A 16,780-nucleotide genomic window follows, 5' to 3' on the forward strand; every position below is an offset into this window, starting at 1 on the left:
ATATCTTCATGTTTGAGAATGCAAGCGTGAAAGCCATTATATATGATCCTAACTCTGGAACAACCCAGATAACGCGCGAAATCAGGCGCATAGAGCGAGATATCTTACGCATGGGAGCTTTGGTAGAACAATCCTTTCGCCTCAGCCACCAAGCGTTATTTGCCCGTGATTTAAAAGCAGCTGAGGAACTTCCCCATATAGATAAACAAATTGATCACTTCTACAAGCAAATAGAGTCAGACTGTGCGGCGATTATGACAATGCAAGCTCCTGTTGCTCAAGATTTGCGCTGTTTGAGTGCTTTTATGCAATTGGTGCGTGACTTAGAACGAATTGGGGACTATGCTAAAGATTTAGCTGAGATTGCAGTTAAAATTTTTCCTTATCCGCCCCACCCTTCGTTACCTGAAATTGCCATGATGTCACATCACGCTCAGGCAATGCTAGCAACTAGTTTAGTCGCTTTAGCAGATTTAGATGAAGCTGGTGGACGCAGTATTAAACAGCTAGATGATGCTGTAGATAGTGCCTACGAACATCTTTATCAAACTTTAGCTTATCAAAGAGATGTTCCAGGTGTAGTTGAACCTATTTTGTTGCTGGTACTAGTAATACGCCATTTAGAACGTATGGCAGACCATGCAACCAATATTGGTCAACGAGTGGCATATATTGTCACAGGTCAGCGTAACTAGGGAATGCAAAAAGATAGGAAACAGGCAAGAGGCTTTGCCTCTGCTGCTTGTTTATTGATATTTCGCTTATTAGCTAAGATTTTTTGATATTGACAATTAATAATTTACCATCAGTCAACAAGCAAAAGTCAATTGTTTAGATAAGAAATTATTATGTTTAACTAGTTTCTTAATGAAAATAGACCAAATTTTACATATTAACTGACTTTCAATGGTCTTTTGTGACAAGCCTGTAGAGTTTTGAAACGCAAAGGAACACAGAGGAGAACGCAAAGGGACGCAGAGATTTTCTCAAGCCACCCATGAATAATCTATTTGCGTTTATCCCGCCTCCTGCTGCCTTCTTCAATACACTCCTAAAGTTAGCGAAACCAAAATAGTAACCTAAAACAACTTTTATATTATGGTGAACGATTTGTGATCTAACTAACATTTCACAAAAAGCTTACCTGTTCTTAAACTTTGACTACTAAATTAACCAATGACCACTTAAAATGTTTGCCATCTAACAGTGGCTTATGTGTAATTAACTAAACTGATGAGTATCATACGCAGAGATTTTTTGCTGTTAATGGGAGGGAGTGCAGGTGCAGTAGCACTAAATTATTTGTGGGGATGCAAGCCAAAATTACCGTTACAGAAGCTTGAATTTACATTTCAACCCATTAAAGGGCCGATACCCCTACTGACCGATGGCTTCAAAACAGAACAGCAAAAAGAACAATATAGCACCTACGAAGTAGTAGATGATTTAGTCCTACCAGAAGGCTATCAGTACCAGATTATTGCTGCTTGGGGTGATAAAGTTGGGGATTCTCGCTTTGGTTACAATAACGACTATCTTTCTTTGATCTCTACAGGCGAAAACAAAGGATTTCTCTCGGTTAACTTTGAATACATTAGTGCCATTCCTTGGATGCAAACTTACGAACAAGTCATTGGTAAACCGTTACCGTTTGCACAAGTGAAAACAGCGCTACAAAATAACTCATCCGGCAAGAATGAAATTAATGCTTTTGCTTTACCGGATAATGTCTCAATCAAAGCTAAAATTACAGAGATTTGCCAGGAAGCACTTCTAGATCAAGGACTTGGTGTTATTTCCGTGCGGAAAACAGCGGATGGCAAATGGGAACGTACTAATTCTCCAGCAGATAGAAGAATTTCTGGTATCTCCGGTTTAAGTGATGGCAAATACTTAAAAGCAACTGGACCTGCGGTAGCTGTATTTCGCAAACAACAGGGACAGGGATATATTGATCAGTTAGGCGATCGCATTATTGGTACTTTTGCCAACTGTGCTGGTGGCACAACTCCTTGGGGAACAGTCCTTAGTGCAGAAGAAAATTTTCAAGCTCAAGTCCCGGAACCTGTATACTCTGATGGTACTTCTTTAGATCCCAGCAAACGTCCTTTTGCTTTGGGTGACGAGGAACTGTACGGACAGGGTAATGTTTTTGGGTTAGCTGGAAACAAATACGGTTGGATTGTAGAAATAGATCCTGCCAATCCTAAGGACTACGGCACAAAACATACGTGGTTGGGACGCTATCGCCATGAAGCTGTGGGTGTGCGAGTGGAAGCAGGCAAACCATTGGCATTTTATTCGGGATGCGATCGCAGAGGAGGACACATTTACAAATTTGTCAGCCGCGACAAGGTTCAAGACCCCAAGAATAAAGCTAATTCTCAGCTATTGACTAAAGGCATACTCTATGCTGCCAAGTTCAACTCTGATGGTACTGGTCGTTGGATACCGTTAACAACAGATACACCAGTAGATCCAGATCTTCCTAGCAACATCGTAGGCAACCTAATTTTATTACCAAAAAGTCCCCAAGCAAAAACCACCAAGGAAACAAAAGGTGATTACTTAGCGATCACCAAAGATCAAGAAATCGCTCAATATAAACAAAACTTTAAGAATTTAGGTAATCTCTACAGTGGTAACGCTGAAGAACAACAAGGCGCTATCTTAATTGATGCTCATTACGCGGCTAGTGCTATCGGTGCGACCTGTACTGGTCGTCCAGAGGATAGAGAAGTTGCCGCAAATGGAGATTTGTATATTAGCTTTACCTCTGGTTCTCCTGATCAAGAGGGTGGTCCAGATACCAGAGTTTTCCAGGGCCCCAAAGCTGAAACTCCCTATGAATATGGCTGGGTGATGCGTCTTACAGAAGACAGCAATGATCCCGCAGCAGTTACCTTTCGATGGCAGATGTTAGCTACTGGTGGTGAACCGGCTGCTGGTGGCATGGGTTTTGCTAATCCTGATAATTTATTATTGGATAAAAATGGCAATGTCTGGATGGTGACAGACATTTCCACAGGAAAAATGAATCAGTCCGTCAAAAATCGTACTGATAGTGGTGGGAAACTCACCATAAATTCTGGTTTGTTTGGTAATAATGCCATTTGGTTGATACCTACTCAGGGAGATGATGCAGGCAAGGCTTTTCTATTTGGTATTGGCCCTATCGAGTGTGAAATCACAGGCCCTTGCTTTACTATAGACGAAAAATCAATGTTTATTTCTATACAGCATCCTGGAGAAGCAAATGGTATTCGTAAAAATCAAATCCTAGAAAGTAGAGAATTCCTATTAACGACCACAACAGGTGAAGAATTTTTGCAAACTCGTCGAGTCCCTATTGGCTCCAACTGGCCTACAAAAACCCCTGATGCACCCCCCAAACCAGCAGTTGTTGTCGTTACCAAGCTCTAAAATAATTGACAATAATTATCAACTAATCTAGACTGCAATAATAATTCACTAAGAATTAAGCAAATAACAGCACATTTGGATTAGTATTACTGCATACTTGCAAGTAAGCTTTTTAGTAACGTCTTGCTTTGGAAGTATCAAAAATACCTAAAAATAGCTACCAAAGTGAAATGCCCACTTATTAACCTATTTTCATTAATTTTTAATATGCCTTAAAAGTCATAAAAATCCTCTTGCTACACCAAAGTTAAGTTCACCACTTGTGAATTAGCTACATTCAGTGTAAAGCTGAGTCCAGAGAACAACTCTTAGGCTCATCTAACATACTTTGTGTTTTTCAAGTCAAACAAATATTTTTCAATCTACAAAATTTTTCTACACCAGACATCTATCTTTTGGTTGAACTAATGGTCATGCAAGTCTAACCTAGTTTTTCTCTAGATGACTTTAGCCAAAACTTCACAAATTTGGCAAGTAACTTATGATACCACAATGAAATTTGCTATCTATTTGAACTGATTAAAATCCTAACCCAACAACACCAATGATCTATTCTAGCAGTCACATACAAAACTCAATTGCATCACATAAGAGTAGCTTATCACCCAATCTACCTCAACGCATCTTTACTCGCAGAGAGGTTATTCCAGCACGTAACGACGTATTGTGGCGAATCGAGCGTGGGGCAGTACGTACCTTAACTTGGAGCGAAGATGGAACATTCATTACTCTGGGATATTGGGGACCAGGAGATTTAATTGGTTATCCTCTTTCTAGAGTTAAGCCTTACCAAATAGAATGCTTGACTAGTGTTGAAGTAAGTGTAGTACCACCACATCATTGGAATCAAGATGTCAATGCTCTCATGACTCATATTCAACAAGCAGAGGAACTGTTAAGTATTGTCCATAGAAAACCAATCTCTTTACGTTTGTGGCAATTTTTGGTTTGGCTAAGTGAAAAATTTGGTCGGGATGTAGAACAAGGCAAGTTAATTGAACTCAATGTTACTCATCAAGAGATGGCAGAAGTTTTAAATACAACAAGAGTAACAGTAACTCGCCTTCTCCAACAATTCGAGGATGAAGGTAACTTGTTACGCCACAAACGCAGAATTATTTTGTGTTTATCAAATTATAGTAATTAAATAACAATTAAAAAAGGCGGCGAGTACTTGCGTTAATCACCGCTTCTTTTGGTACAATTATTACTGAAAATCATGGTGATAATTCAAGTAAAAAACGCCTTGAAGAAATGTACCATGATTAACCCAGTAGGTGTGAGTGAGACTAAAACAAAATGACAAAACCATTCTGGAACGCCCTGAAGTTGAGTCCGCTTGTTTTTGCTGCTACATTATTTGCAGCAAACAATGCTTTCGCAGCAGAAGTAAAGCAGGAAATTAATCAAGACGTGACTTCTGTAGCTCAGTTGTCCCAAGGATCTACTGACAGCATGGGACAGGTTACATCTGTTTCCCAGTTTTCTGACGTACAGCCTACAGACTGGGCATTCCAAGCTTTACAGTCTCTAGTTGAGCGGTATGGTTGTATTGCAGGTTACCCCAATGGTACTTATCGCGGTAACCGCCCTATGACCCGCTATGAATTCGCCGCAGGTTTGAATGCTTGTCTAGACCGGGTTAATGAACTAATTGCCACAGCAACAGCTGAATTGGTAACTAAGGAAGACTTGGCTACCCTACAGCGTTTGCAAGAAGAATTTTCTGCGGAACTAGCGACTTTACGTGGTCGTGTAGATGCTTTGGAAGCCCGCACTGCTGAGTTGGAAGCCAATCAGTTTTCTACAACAACTAAGCTAGTTGGGGAAGCAATTTTCAACGCTGCTGGAGCTTTTGGAGATGAAAGAGCTGACGGTAGTGGAAATGATATAGATGAAAATATTACTTTCTCAGACCGAGTTCGTTTGAGCTTGAATAGCAGTTTCGTCGGTACAGACCAGTTGCAAATCCGTTTACAAGCTGGCAATATACCTAACTTTGGAACAGCAACCGGCACTAACATGGCCCGCCTTGCTTATGACAATAATACTGGTAATGATGTTGAAATCGATAAAATCAACTACGCTTTCAACCTCAGTGATGCGATTCGCGTCAAGGTAGATGCTAATAATGGTGAATTTTGGGAAAACGTTCCTAACTTCTCGGAATTTGCTAGTTCAGGAAGAGGTTCTATTTCTCGCTATGGTCGCTTCAGCCCCATCTATCGCCAAGGTTCTGGTGGTGCAGGTATAACTGTTAGCTACCAACCTCAGGGATCAGCTTTTAATGCAGCTATAGGTTATCTTGCTGGTGGTCGTAATAACGTAGCTAATAACCCTGTAGATGGAGCAGGTCTATTTGATGGTAACTTTGCTGCACTTGCTCAGATTGGTTTCCAGCCAGCTCAAGCCTTCAACATTGGTCTGACTTACGTCCGTAGCTACCAAAATAGTGTTGGTGGTGTTAACCTGTTTGAATCTACAGGTAGCGCAAATGCCAGCCAACCATTTGGTAATGGTGTTGCTACTGCTGCTAACCACTATGGTGCAGAAGTCAACTTCAAGCCCAGTTCTAAGCTTACTGTTGGCGGTTGGGTAGGCTTCAGCAACGCGGAAGCTAAGAATGGCCCAAATGAAGGTGATAATGCAGATGCTTTCTATTGGATGGCTAACGTAGCTTTTAAAGACTTTGGATCAGAGGGTAGCTTACTCGGTTTTCAGTTTGGTCAACCACCTAAAATTACCGATAATGATATCGGGGCGCGTGAAGATGATGACACTTCTTATCATCTAGAAGCTCTCTACAGATACCAACTCACTGATAACATCTCTATTACTCCTGGTTTCCTAGCTATCTTTAACCCTGAGCATAACGACAATAACGACACTGTATACGTTGGTACCCTTCGTACCACCTTCACTTTTTAGTTAGTTGTTAGTTAGTTGTTGTTTGTTGGTTGTATCAAATAACTAACACCAATCAACTGTTATTAACACTAAAAAAATTTATCCCCGCCAGAGTGCGGGGTTTTTTAATGACAATTAACCAAAGACTATTAACTAGTAAAATTGGATGGTGGGCGATCGCTACTCCAAGCCCACCAGACACAACCACAGTGACAGTGGTAGAATTCTTGCCATTTGCGACGGTATTCTTCTGTAATTACGGGCGAACGGCGATTAATCCACACTTGTGCAGCTTCGAGACTGCTAGAGTGACATGTAGGACAGCAAAACTCACGAGCGTGTATTGCTTTATTAGTCCATTCAGGTGGGATGGGAGCAAAAGCATCTATGGTCATTTGTCATTCGTTATTGATCATTGGTCAAGAGTCAGGTAATAAACTTTTAATAGACTAGGTATGTAAATATCCTAAGCATATATCAAAAAAATCATACAAGCTGACAGTAGCTCACGGCTTTGTAAACCCAATCCCCAATCCCTAATTCCCGATTCCCGATCTCTGATCCCTAGTCTTATGGAGCCAACCGCCGAAATTCGCCGTTTGTTTGATATTATGCCTGCTTCTGGTCGTATCATGACCAAAATTCTGAGTAAACCCGAGCAGTCAAAAGTAATTGATGTTTCCTTTCCTTTACCTTGGAAGCGCGAGCGACCAATATATATTAACTTCGATTTGTGGCGTCGGTTGCCGAAACAGCAACGGGATTTGATGCTATTACGGACAGTTTGCTGGTTAACAGGGGTAAGGTGGTTTAAAGCAGATATTTATCAAGGTCTAGCCGTAGCTGGAATGTTAGGCGCATTGGTAGAATTCTCGCAAACAGATCCAGTAGGTGTTGTTGTTGCTGGTGGACTGACTACTTTGGCTATATATCGGATTACAGCTAGCAACCGTTCTCAACATTCCGAGTTAAACGCTGATGAAGTTGCTATTAACATAGCGCAACGTCGTGGTTACTCAGAAGTAGAAGCAGCACAACATTTATTATCTGCGATTGAGACTGTCGCCAAAGTAGAAGGACGTAGTATCTTAACTTTTAATGAATTAATTCGTTGCCAAAACTTACGGGCGATCGCTGGTTTGTCTTCGGTGAGTATACCGAATAAATTATGAATTATTAATTATGAATTACAGTGATAAATTTTATATTTGTAACCATTTACTGCTGGGAAATTTTGAGTATCGGCAACACAATTTTTGATTGCTTCTGGTTCAGCAGTATGAAAGTTTACTAACCATAAGTCAAGGGGACGAGGTAATGTTTTTAAGACATTTTGGAGAGTATTAGAAGCATTATTTTTTTTGTCTTTATGGGCCAAAAGAAATTGTGGAGACAGGGAAAGAGAATTATGAAACTTAAATTCTCTAGCGACTCCCATCATTTCACCAATTTGTACATGAGTTTTTTGAGTAGTAGCGATCAGTACTGGTACTTTAGATGTATTTTGAATCAGTTCTACAAACAAGTCTGGACGGTAATATTTCTGATAACCTAAATTAAAAACAACTGTAATAGCACTGAGAAAACCCATTATCCAAATAATGATCACAGACATTTTTCCCGTTACTCCCCATCTGACTATTTTTTCTGGAAGAGTATTCCAACTAATTGCTAGACTTGCCCCAATTAATACTACTAGCGCAGGAAAGTATACAAAGTTATAACGAGCGCCTCTGGTCAGATCAATACCAAGAAAATAAGTGAAGCAAAAGAACAAAGCGATCGCTGCCACAACAACACCAGCAAACACTTGCGTGATCATACGGCTTTGTGGTTTTTCTAGCTGAGTTTTAAAGCCATTAGCTAAAATTGGTATTACCCAAACAAAGAAAATAATCATTACTAACCCAGCAGCAATTACTACTGGAATTTCTGGTGATTCCACTGGTAGCAAAGAAATCATTGTAATCCATGCTGCCATAGCTTGAAAAATCGGACTAATCCAAGCAATACCAATGCGATCACCCTGAATCCAACCTGTTAATTTGTCACCATAAGCATTATGTAAAAATGCTGGTATCCAGACTATACCTGCTACAAAAGTGCCAATAGCAACAGCATAGATGCGTCTCCAGGGGGTGGAGAAGAGGGAGGTGGGGAGATAAAAAGATGGGGGAGACTTCCTTATGTAATCTTTATTGGCGATCTGTGTGTATAGCGATCTTTCCCTTTGTTTCCACTGTTTCCACGCAAGAAAAATTAGCACAACAGCTTCAGTAACCAGAGTGAGTGCAAAAAAATAATGAGTTGCAACACCTAAAGCATTAATTCCAATCCAAGCAAAGACTAACCAAATGGGTAACTGAGTGTGCTTTTGGATGTGACCTGTGGCAACTACTAGGCAAGCTAGAGAAGCAATTACCCATAAAATAGCTAAAGTATAATGACGGGCTTCTTGAGCCAAAAAGATACCATAGGGTGATATTGCCATGATCGCAGCAGCTAAATGACTCACCGAACGGGAACGAAAAGCCAGCCAGCTTAAAGCATAAATTGCAGGAATAGATATTGCTCCGAAAATAGCAGCAAGCGATCGCGCTCCCCATAATGACACTAGCTCTGCTTGTGTCGGAAACAACTTCAGCCACAGGTGAGTTAGTACAAAGTACAAAGGTGGATGATTGCTTTCACTGAATAAATGTGTTAGGACATCTTGAATTGTTGCATCGCTTTGGGGTTGCAGTGGTTGTAATAAAACATCGATTGTGATCGGTTGATTTAACGGTACTGGCAAAAAACTATTTCCCAGACTGAATACTAAAGTAGAAAATTCATCTGTCCAAGGAGGTTTTGCCGTCAAATTGGTTAAGCGTAAACCCATACCGATCAACAGCCAAAGCAAGAGCAAACAGGGGTGAAACCAACGGGGGTATGCTGGAGCCGCCATCACATTAGTATTGAATTTAAGTATCAGACGTAAAATTTTAAATTAAAGTTCAACTGAACATCCTACTAAATTCAACATCACCTAAACCAAATTTATTCTTTTGTTGCGATAAAGCCGACTTGGGTCTGAGTGAATCTGAATTCTCCATATCCATGAATAACTCTATATCCATGAATAACTCTGACTTGAAAGCCAACTCTTTGCAGTTCTTGTAAAATTTCAGAACCCTTGTATAGTTGAACACAATGTAGTTCTTCACTTCTGCGATAAAGATTTCCTAGTTTACGGAAGATGGTCATTTTACGAGTTAACTGATGAGTTTTTTGATCTTCCTCTTTTTCTAGCAGGATTGCCCAATCTTCTCCTTGACAATAGGTTTTTTGTGGATTCATACCACTAACATATCCCAGCTCAGCAATATCAAAAATAAATACGCCACCTGGTTTTAAGCTTTCGTAGATGTGAGCGAATAGCTCTTGGATTTCTCCTAAACTATGCTGATCAAATTGATAATTTAAGCATTCTCCGATTGAGGTTACAGCATCACATTTTGGCAGCGTGACTCTCAGAAAAGACGCTTTTTGGAAATTAGCTCTTGGTGCTTTTTTTCTGGCTAAGTCTATAAATGCATCAGAAATATCTATGCCTAAAACATCATAACTAGCTTGAGTGAGTGCTTTTGCCCATATACCACTACCACACCCTAAATCAACTACTAAACCCTTATTTATACCTTTTTGATGCAATATTTCCAATAACCCTGGTGTAGATTCACTTGAGAAAGCACCAAAACCGACATCGTGAATGTAAGCAAGATCCTCTTGATAACCTGCAAGCATAAATACATGACCAAGTACATACTACTGGTCATACACACTTAGTTGCCTAAATTCCCAAAACATTTATTTAACTTGGGTAACACGCCAACTGAGTTTGAGGTTTACCCAAAAATTCCAAACAGTAGCAATAGCGATCGCAATCAAGTTAGCAACATAGCGGTTGTGAATCATGAAATTAAACACTAAATTTAACACCAACACATTCAACACCAACCCCGCCAAACAAATAATGTTGAATTTGAAAAACCGCTTGCAGCGCTGACGCCATGAGTTCTGTTGCATCGCCACATCTGCAAAAGTCCAAGCATCATTCCACAAGAAATTATTAAAAATCGCAATTTCACCAGCAAGAATTTTACTGCGAGTTAGGGGTAATCCTAAGGTAGTTGGGTCGCTGAGTAAGTAAAGTACCGCCATATCTACAAACACTCCACTCAGTCCCACCAAACCAAAACGGACAAATCGACCAACTGGGAAGTTTTGACTAAATCTCCCGATGTATCCAGTGGAAAGCCGTAACCGCAATAAATGATGAATGTATTCTAGATATTGCTTCCAAGTAACTTTACTCTCACCCTGTTTGCGCTCGCAAAAAACGTAACCAACTTCAGCTATTTGCTTAATTTGACCACGCCCGATCACCTCCAGCAATATTTTGTATCCTACGGGATTGAGAGTGACATTTGCTATGCTGTGGCGACGCACTAGAAAATAACCGCTCATTGGGTCTGAAACTCGACCAACTACACTGGGCAGAATAACTAATCCTAACACTTGAGCGCCACGAGACAAAAAACGCCTAATCAAACTCCAACTGGAGACTCCCCCACCATCTATGTGCCTACTGGCGACTGCTAAATCTGACCCTTTGGCAATTGCATCTAATAGTTGTAAAAGCACATGGGGTGGATGTTGTAAGTCGCCATCTATCACCCCTAAAATAGTTCCTTTTGCTACTTGCCAACCCCGAATCACTGCTGAGGAAAGACCTCTTTCATCCTGACGCCGCATAACTTGTAATTGCGGGTATTGTTGCATCAAAGATTGTGCTATTACCCATGTATCATCAGGACTATTATCGTCTACTACTATCAATTCGTAGTTTCCAGGAATCCGCTCATCCAACAATTGAGTTAATCTTTGGATGATTTTTTCGATGTTAGCAGCTTCGTTGTAAGTTGGAATAATCAACGAAAACCATACTAATTCTTGAGAAGGTGATTCTGATATCTGTAATGTCCCTGATGGAACTGGTAACAATGAATTGGGTTGATTTATATTCATTAAGCAAAAGAGAGATTATTAAAAAGTAGCAACATTAGCATTGGGTGAGAGAGCTTATGTTGTTTATATTACTCTTTCTTATATAAATTAAGATTGTTTATATTTATTTAAATTCTAATCTAAGTCAATTTATACAATTATGAACAGCAGCTATTATATAATATTTAATCAGATTTTAAAAATTTAAGCTTTGAGTTATTGATAATCAGGACTTACGCAAAAATTGACAAAAAGCTTAATATATTAAACTGCCAAGACGCCAAAAACGCCAAGAGTTCGTAGACTGTGCGTTGGTACTAATAATTTATAAAATACAGATTTTCTAAGAATATAGATAATACAAAATATTATCAATAGCTTTCTAAAAAAAACAGTTGAGTTTTTGCATTCAAAACAATACTTGCCAAATTTTTTAGCAATGAAACTTATAATATTTGGGAGAATCTAAACTAAGTATATTTAAATAAACTTAGGTAATTTTTTTATCGGTAATACATAAAATTGGTATTACGGCGATTTAGTTAAAGATAAAATTTTCATTCGCCATTATAGTCTTCTACTGGTATGGCTGTTTTTATCAGAAAGTAGAATTTTATTAGTATAGTCAATTTCCAATCAATCCAGTCTTTGAGAAAAACGGCACATAAGGTGATAGATAGTACAGTAGAAATGATTCTTGATCGTGCCTTGATGGGGTACGACTTACTTCCTGAACAAGGATTGGTATTGTTACAACAATCTGATGCAAGCTCAATTGCTGCGATTTGCGCGACAGCAGACAAACTGCGCCACCATCAAGCAGGCGACACAGTTACCTACGTTATTAATCGTAATATCAACTTTACTAATATTTGCGAACAGCACTGTAGTTTCTGCGCTTTTCGACGAGATGCAGGTGACGAAGGTGCTTATTGGTTAGATTGGACAACAATTTTGGCAAAAACAAAAGATGCTGTCAAGCGAGGTGCAACAGAAATTTGTATGCAAGGTGGGTTAAATCCAGCAGCACAAATTAACGGTAAATCTTTGTTTTATTACCTCAAATTAGTAAAAACTATCAAACAAGAATTTCCTCATCTGCACCTACACGCTTTTTCTCCCCAAGAAGTACAATTCATCGCTAGAATCGATGGACTTAGTTATGCTGAGGTAATCGCTGCTTTACGAGATGCTGGTGTGGGTTCAATGCCAGGAACAGCAGCTGAAGTATTAGATGATGAAGTACGGCGCATCCTGTGTCCTGAAAAAATTGACACAGCAACTTGGTTAGAAATTGTCAGTACAGCTCATAAATTGGGTTTACATACTACTAGCACTATGCTGTCAGGACATATAGAGAACCCAATACAACAGATTCAGCATTTAGAAAAATTGCGATCGCTCCAAAAAACTGCCATTAACCAAGAATATCCAGCTCATTTTACTGAGTTTATTCTACTACCATTTGTCGGGCAAGAAGCACCCAAACCCCTACGACGCCGCGTTGGTCGCAACCAGCCTGTGTTAAAAGACGCACTTCTACTTACCGCCGTCGCTAGAATTTTTTTAGGAAACTGGATTCCCAACCATCAACCAAGTTGGGTCAAATTAGGACTTTCAGGAGCAATTGCAGCTCTAAATTGGGGTTGTAACGATATTGGTGGTACATTAATGGAAGAACACATAACCACAATGGCAGGAGCGATTGGGGGTACATGCATGGAAGTTGAAACCTTGCAAAGTGCGATCGCTTCTCTAGGTAGACCTTACCAACAACGCGATACTCTTTATCATAAAGTTAGTTGTTAGTTGTTAGGAATCAGTAAACAGTAGCAACCACAGTGAGTAATAAAATTTGATAACTGATAACTGATAACTGAACTAGACTCCCCATCTCAAGAATGATCCCCACGATACCAATCCAGGATAGGATGGACGTTGATTTACGTATAATTTCACATCAATGATTATGAAGCGCTATTGGTCACGTCTGCTTGCTCTGGTCTTAGTTGTAGCTATTGGCCTAATGGGTTGTTCCGGTAGTCCAGATGGTTTGTCTGGCGACTATCGCCAGGACACATTGACTGTACTCAATACTTTAAGACATACCCTAGAGTTACCAGACGATTCACCAGAAAAAGCAGCAGCGCAAGCACAAGCGCGTCAACAAATAAATACTTTTGCAGCTCGTTATCAACGGGATAATTCTGTAACAGGTTTGGGTTCTTTTACAACCATGCGAACTGCCCTCAATTCCCTTGCTGGACACTACAGTTCTTATCCCAATCGTCCTGTACCGAAAAAGCTTAAGGATCGTCTAGAAATGGAGTTTAAACAGGTCGAGATGTCATTACAGCGTGGTGCATAATTGTCTGCTTACAGAGAAAACCGTTGAGAGTCTCTGGGTTTTTGCCAGGAGATGAAAACGAGTTGCGATACAGAGGTTTGTCAAGGTAACGACTGCTGTTCAAGAGTCAAGAGTTTTTATTGGTGTCCATCGACAATTGACTCTTGAAAGTTACCTATTGTTAAACTTGATGCATAGTGTTCTCTGGAATGCCACTTAGTACTTCTCGATTACAGGAAACAGGGAAAAGGGCAAGGGATGGAAGGAACACCCCTACTCCTTCACCTTTTCCTAGACACAGATGAAGCGTGCTTATCCAAGAAATATTGGAATATCACTGTATTAACCACTGTATTGATATTAATAATCAAGCTATTAGCAACATAATTATGACGTAATGTGATAGTTTTTTATCACTCAACTAAATCAAAAATGCGGCAACAGAAATGAGGTTTTGAGAGTCAGTCAAAACAAGGCTGTAAAGCCTCAGCACTAAGCTCGGAATTTTATACATTTCTTCCCAAATTTCAGATAATTTGGGACAGATGCTCCTTTTGTCATTTTATTGCTAAGTATGTTTAACCGTCCCCTGAATATTGCAAAATCAATATTCTTTTGGCGGCGTCTTTTCGCTGCAATTGTCAGCAGCAGTTTGCTGACGCCATATTTTGTGAATCAGCCTGCGCAAGCACAGGAAGTCAATCAATATTGCCAAATATCAGCAGCACAAGCGCAAGCAAAAGAAAAATTACGTTTGTCAGCCCTGCAAGGTGATCAACAAGCGCAAAACCAGTACCAGGAACTTGTGCGCCAACATAAACAAACTGTACAAGAATGCCGAAATCGCAACTGGCCACAAGTGCAAGCAATCTGGTTGCGTGTATATCCCTGCGACATTCAGCCGGGTGAAATCGACAGAATTATGGATCGAATTGTCAATCGGGGCTATAACCAAGTTTATTTGGAAGCATTTTACGATGGACAGGTATTATTACCAGCAGCAAGTAATTCTACAGTATGGCCTTCTGTAATTCGCACACCAGGAGCAGAAAATACTGATTTACTGTTGAGGGCAATTCAAAAAGGACAAGAACGGGGTTTAAAAGTCTACGCCTGGATGTTTACGACTAATTTTGGTTATACGTATGCCCAGCGTCGTGACAGAGAAGGAGTGATCGCTCGCAATGGCAAGGGTCAAACCAGCTTGTATGTTGTTGATGATGGTTCTCAAGTATTTATTGACCCCTACAACTTACAAGCAAAGCGTGACTATTACCAGATGGTACAGGAAATCTTACGTCGTCGTCCTGATGGCATACTGTTTGATTATGTACGTTATCCACGACAAGCAGGGGCTGATTCTATAGCCACTAAAGTTACAGATTTGTGGCTATATAGTGAAGCTACCCAACAAGCATTGTTTCAACGAGCGCAAAATAATAAAGGCTTAGAATTAATTCGCCGCTTTTTGAGTAAAGGATACGTGACAGCAGGAGATATCAGTGAAATTGATAAACTTTACCCCCAAGAAGGAGAACCAATGTGGCAAGGGCGTACACCACCGCCACCAATAGAACCACCATCACCCATAGCACAAAAAGCGATCGCTGCGGTAATTCCTCCCATACAAAGACAACCAATCCTCCAATCAGAATTATGGCAACTCTCTGTTGCTCATGCCATGCAGGGTATTCTGGATTTTGTCAATCTAGCTGCTTATCCTGCCCAAAAGCTTGGTATTCCTGCGGGGGTAGTGTTTTTTCCAGATGGCAACCAAACTGTTGGAAAAGGTTATGATTCCCGCTTACAGCCTTGGGACAGGTTTCCCAGTTCCTTAGAATGGCATCCGATGTCCTATGCTAACTGCGGCAATGCCACTTGTATCGCAGCACAAGTACAGCAAGTTTTAAGCATGGCTAAACCAGGTACTAAAGTGATTCCTGCGATCGCTGGTCAATGGGGTAAGAATGTTAATGGTCGCCCATCACTAGAAGCGCAAATGCAAGCAATGAGACCATTCGCTTCCCAAATAACAGGGGTAAGCCATTTTGCTTACTCTTGGCAAGATCCGGAACATGACCAACAACGGAAATTCTGTCGAGTGAAGTGATTGGGGAGATGGGGAGACAAGGGAGGCAAGGAGGACAAGGGAGATCGAGGAGTGTGAGGAGTGAGGAGATGCGGGGAGTGTGTAGACGCGCCCTGCACAGCTTAAGGTAAGGGTGGAGTGTGAGGAATAACCAACTACTAACTACTATTGTACAGACGCGATGTTCCTCGCGTCTGTACCTACTAACCAATGACAAATGACAATTGACTACTAATACCAATTCAAATAATGTTTGCGACGGATAACCCCACCCGCCTAACAGCACCCTCCCCTTGGAAAGGGGAGGGTTGGGGTGGGGTCTTATATAATCCATGTGTTGTATTCTTTTTTCAAATTGGTATAACAACTAACAACCAACTTTGTTTCTGTACAAACAGCATGTAAAGGTTTGTCCCACGGGTCAATTGGTAATTGGGGTAAGTAAGCAAAATCAAAGACAATGCCAATAGTGGATTTATTTGCCCACTCAGGTGCAGCAAGCAAGCGATCATAATATCCTCCACCATAACCCAAGCGATAGCCTTTGTGGTCACATGCAACACAAGGCACAAGTATTAAATCTACTTGCTCATAACTTATAATTGGGGCATTGGGAGCAGGTTCGGGAATACCATAATCCCCAATTTGTACTGCTTCATAATGTGTCCATTGATGCCACAATAATGAATCGCCGACACAGCGAGGCATTCCCCATATTTTGGCAAGAGTATTTTCAAATAAGAGACTTAAATCAGGTTCTTGACGAAAACTGAAATAAGCAAGTACTGTTTTTGCCTGGATAAACTGCGGTAAACTGAAAAGATTAGTGCAAATGCGATCGCTTTTTTGTTTCCATTGTGCAACTGACATTGATTGACGTTGTTTGAGAAGCGATCGGCGTAGCTGTGGTTTTTCCATCAAATAATTTCTAAAAAAATAACCATAAAGACACCAAATAACGTTCT

General features: G+C 40.4%; 13 protein-coding genes. 8 read left to right on the forward strand and 5 right to left on the reverse strand.

The window, feature by feature from the left end; genetic code table 11:
- The first annotated feature begins 8 nt into the window (after positions 1–8).
- From phoU to RS893_RS01325, 4 genes are all read left to right on the forward strand, one after another.
- Entirely contained in the window at positions 9–695 is a 687-nt protein-coding gene (gene phoU / locus RS893_RS01310; RefSeq protein WP_315789452.1) for a phosphate signaling complex protein PhoU, read from the forward strand.
- 538 nt (positions 696–1,233) lie between these two features.
- Positions 1,234–3,423, forward strand: coding sequence for a PhoX family protein (locus tag RS893_RS01315; protein ID WP_315789453.1), 2,190 nt, complete (start codon positions 1,234–1,236; stop codon positions 3,421–3,423).
- A 544-nt stretch (positions 3,424–3,967) separates the two neighbouring features.
- Positions 3,968–4,570: a Crp/Fnr family transcriptional regulator gene (locus RS893_RS01320; protein ID WP_315789455.1), complete on the forward strand. Its 603-nt coding sequence runs from the start codon at positions 3,968–3,970 to the stop codon at positions 4,568–4,570.
- Positions 4,571–4,722: 152 nt separating this feature from the next.
- Entirely contained in the window at positions 4,723–6,351 is a 1,629-nt protein-coding gene (locus tag RS893_RS01325) for an iron uptake porin (RefSeq protein ID WP_315789456.1), read from the forward strand.
- Between the two features lie 128 nt (positions 6,352–6,479).
- On the opposite strand, the gene RS893_RS01330 is transcribed toward RS893_RS01325, so the two are convergent.
- Entirely contained in the window at positions 6,480–6,725 is a 246-nt protein-coding gene (locus tag RS893_RS01330) for a hypothetical protein (protein ID WP_315789457.1), read from the reverse strand.
- A 177-nt stretch (positions 6,726–6,902) separates the two neighbouring features.
- Here RS893_RS01330 and RS893_RS01335 point away from each other — a divergent pair, with 177 nt between their 5' ends.
- Positions 6,903–7,502, forward strand: a complete 600-nt coding sequence (locus RS893_RS01335; RefSeq protein WP_315789458.1) for a DUF3318 domain-containing protein — start codon at positions 6,903–6,905, stop codon at positions 7,500–7,502.
- A gap of 8 nt (positions 7,503–7,510) precedes the next feature.
- Here the strand turns inward: RS893_RS01335 and RS893_RS01340 are convergent, their stop codons facing one another.
- The 3 genes from RS893_RS01340 to RS893_RS01350 all read right to left on the reverse strand — a co-directional run bounded on the left by RS893_RS01340 (position 7,511) and on the right by RS893_RS01350 (position 11,400).
- Positions 7,511–9,277, reverse strand: coding sequence for a glycosyltransferase (locus RS893_RS01340; RefSeq protein WP_315789459.1), 1,767 nt, complete (start codon positions 9,275–9,277; stop codon positions 7,511–7,513).
- A 92-nt stretch (positions 9,278–9,369) separates the two neighbouring features.
- A complete protein-coding gene (locus tag RS893_RS01345; protein ID WP_315789460.1) occupies positions 9,370–10,116 on the reverse strand; it encodes a class I SAM-dependent methyltransferase in 747 nt (248 codons plus the stop codon).
- 63 nt (positions 10,117–10,179) lie between these two features.
- Positions 10,180–11,400: a glycosyltransferase gene (locus RS893_RS01350; protein WP_315789461.1), complete on the reverse strand. Its 1,221-nt coding sequence runs from the start codon at positions 11,398–11,400 to the stop codon at positions 10,180–10,182.
- A 648-nt stretch (positions 11,401–12,048) separates the two neighbouring features.
- Here RS893_RS01350 and cofH point away from each other — a divergent pair.
- The 3 genes from cofH (at position 12,049) to RS893_RS01365 (ending at position 15,836) form a co-directional block, all read left to right on the forward strand.
- Entirely contained in the window at positions 12,049–13,188 is a 1,140-nt protein-coding gene (gene cofH, locus RS893_RS01355; protein WP_315789462.1) for a 7,8-didemethyl-8-hydroxy-5-deazariboflavin synthase subunit CofH, read from the forward strand.
- A gap of 160 nt (positions 13,189–13,348) precedes the next feature.
- A complete protein-coding gene (psb27, locus tag RS893_RS01360) occupies positions 13,349–13,747 on the forward strand; it encodes a photosystem II protein Psb27 (protein ID WP_315789464.1) in 399 nt (132 codons plus the stop codon).
- Positions 13,748–14,300: 553 nt separating this feature from the next.
- Entirely contained in the window at positions 14,301–15,836 is a 1,536-nt protein-coding gene (locus tag RS893_RS01365; RefSeq protein ID WP_315789465.1) for a family 10 glycosylhydrolase, read from the forward strand.
- A gap of 300 nt (positions 15,837–16,136) precedes the next feature.
- Here the strand turns inward: RS893_RS01365 and RS893_RS01370 are convergent, their stop codons facing one another.
- Positions 16,137–16,733 carry a 5-formyltetrahydrofolate cyclo-ligase gene (locus RS893_RS01370; protein WP_315789466.1) on the reverse strand — a complete coding sequence of 199 codons (597 nt, stop codon included), beginning with the start codon at positions 16,731–16,733 and terminating at the stop codon, positions 16,137–16,139.
- Positions 16,734–16,780 lie beyond the last annotated feature (47 nt).

Origin of the sequence: Fischerella sp. JS2, from assembly GCF_032393985.1 — a bacterium.
Taxonomy (GTDB): domain Bacteria; phylum Cyanobacteriota; class Cyanobacteriia; order Cyanobacteriales; family Nostocaceae; genus Fischerella.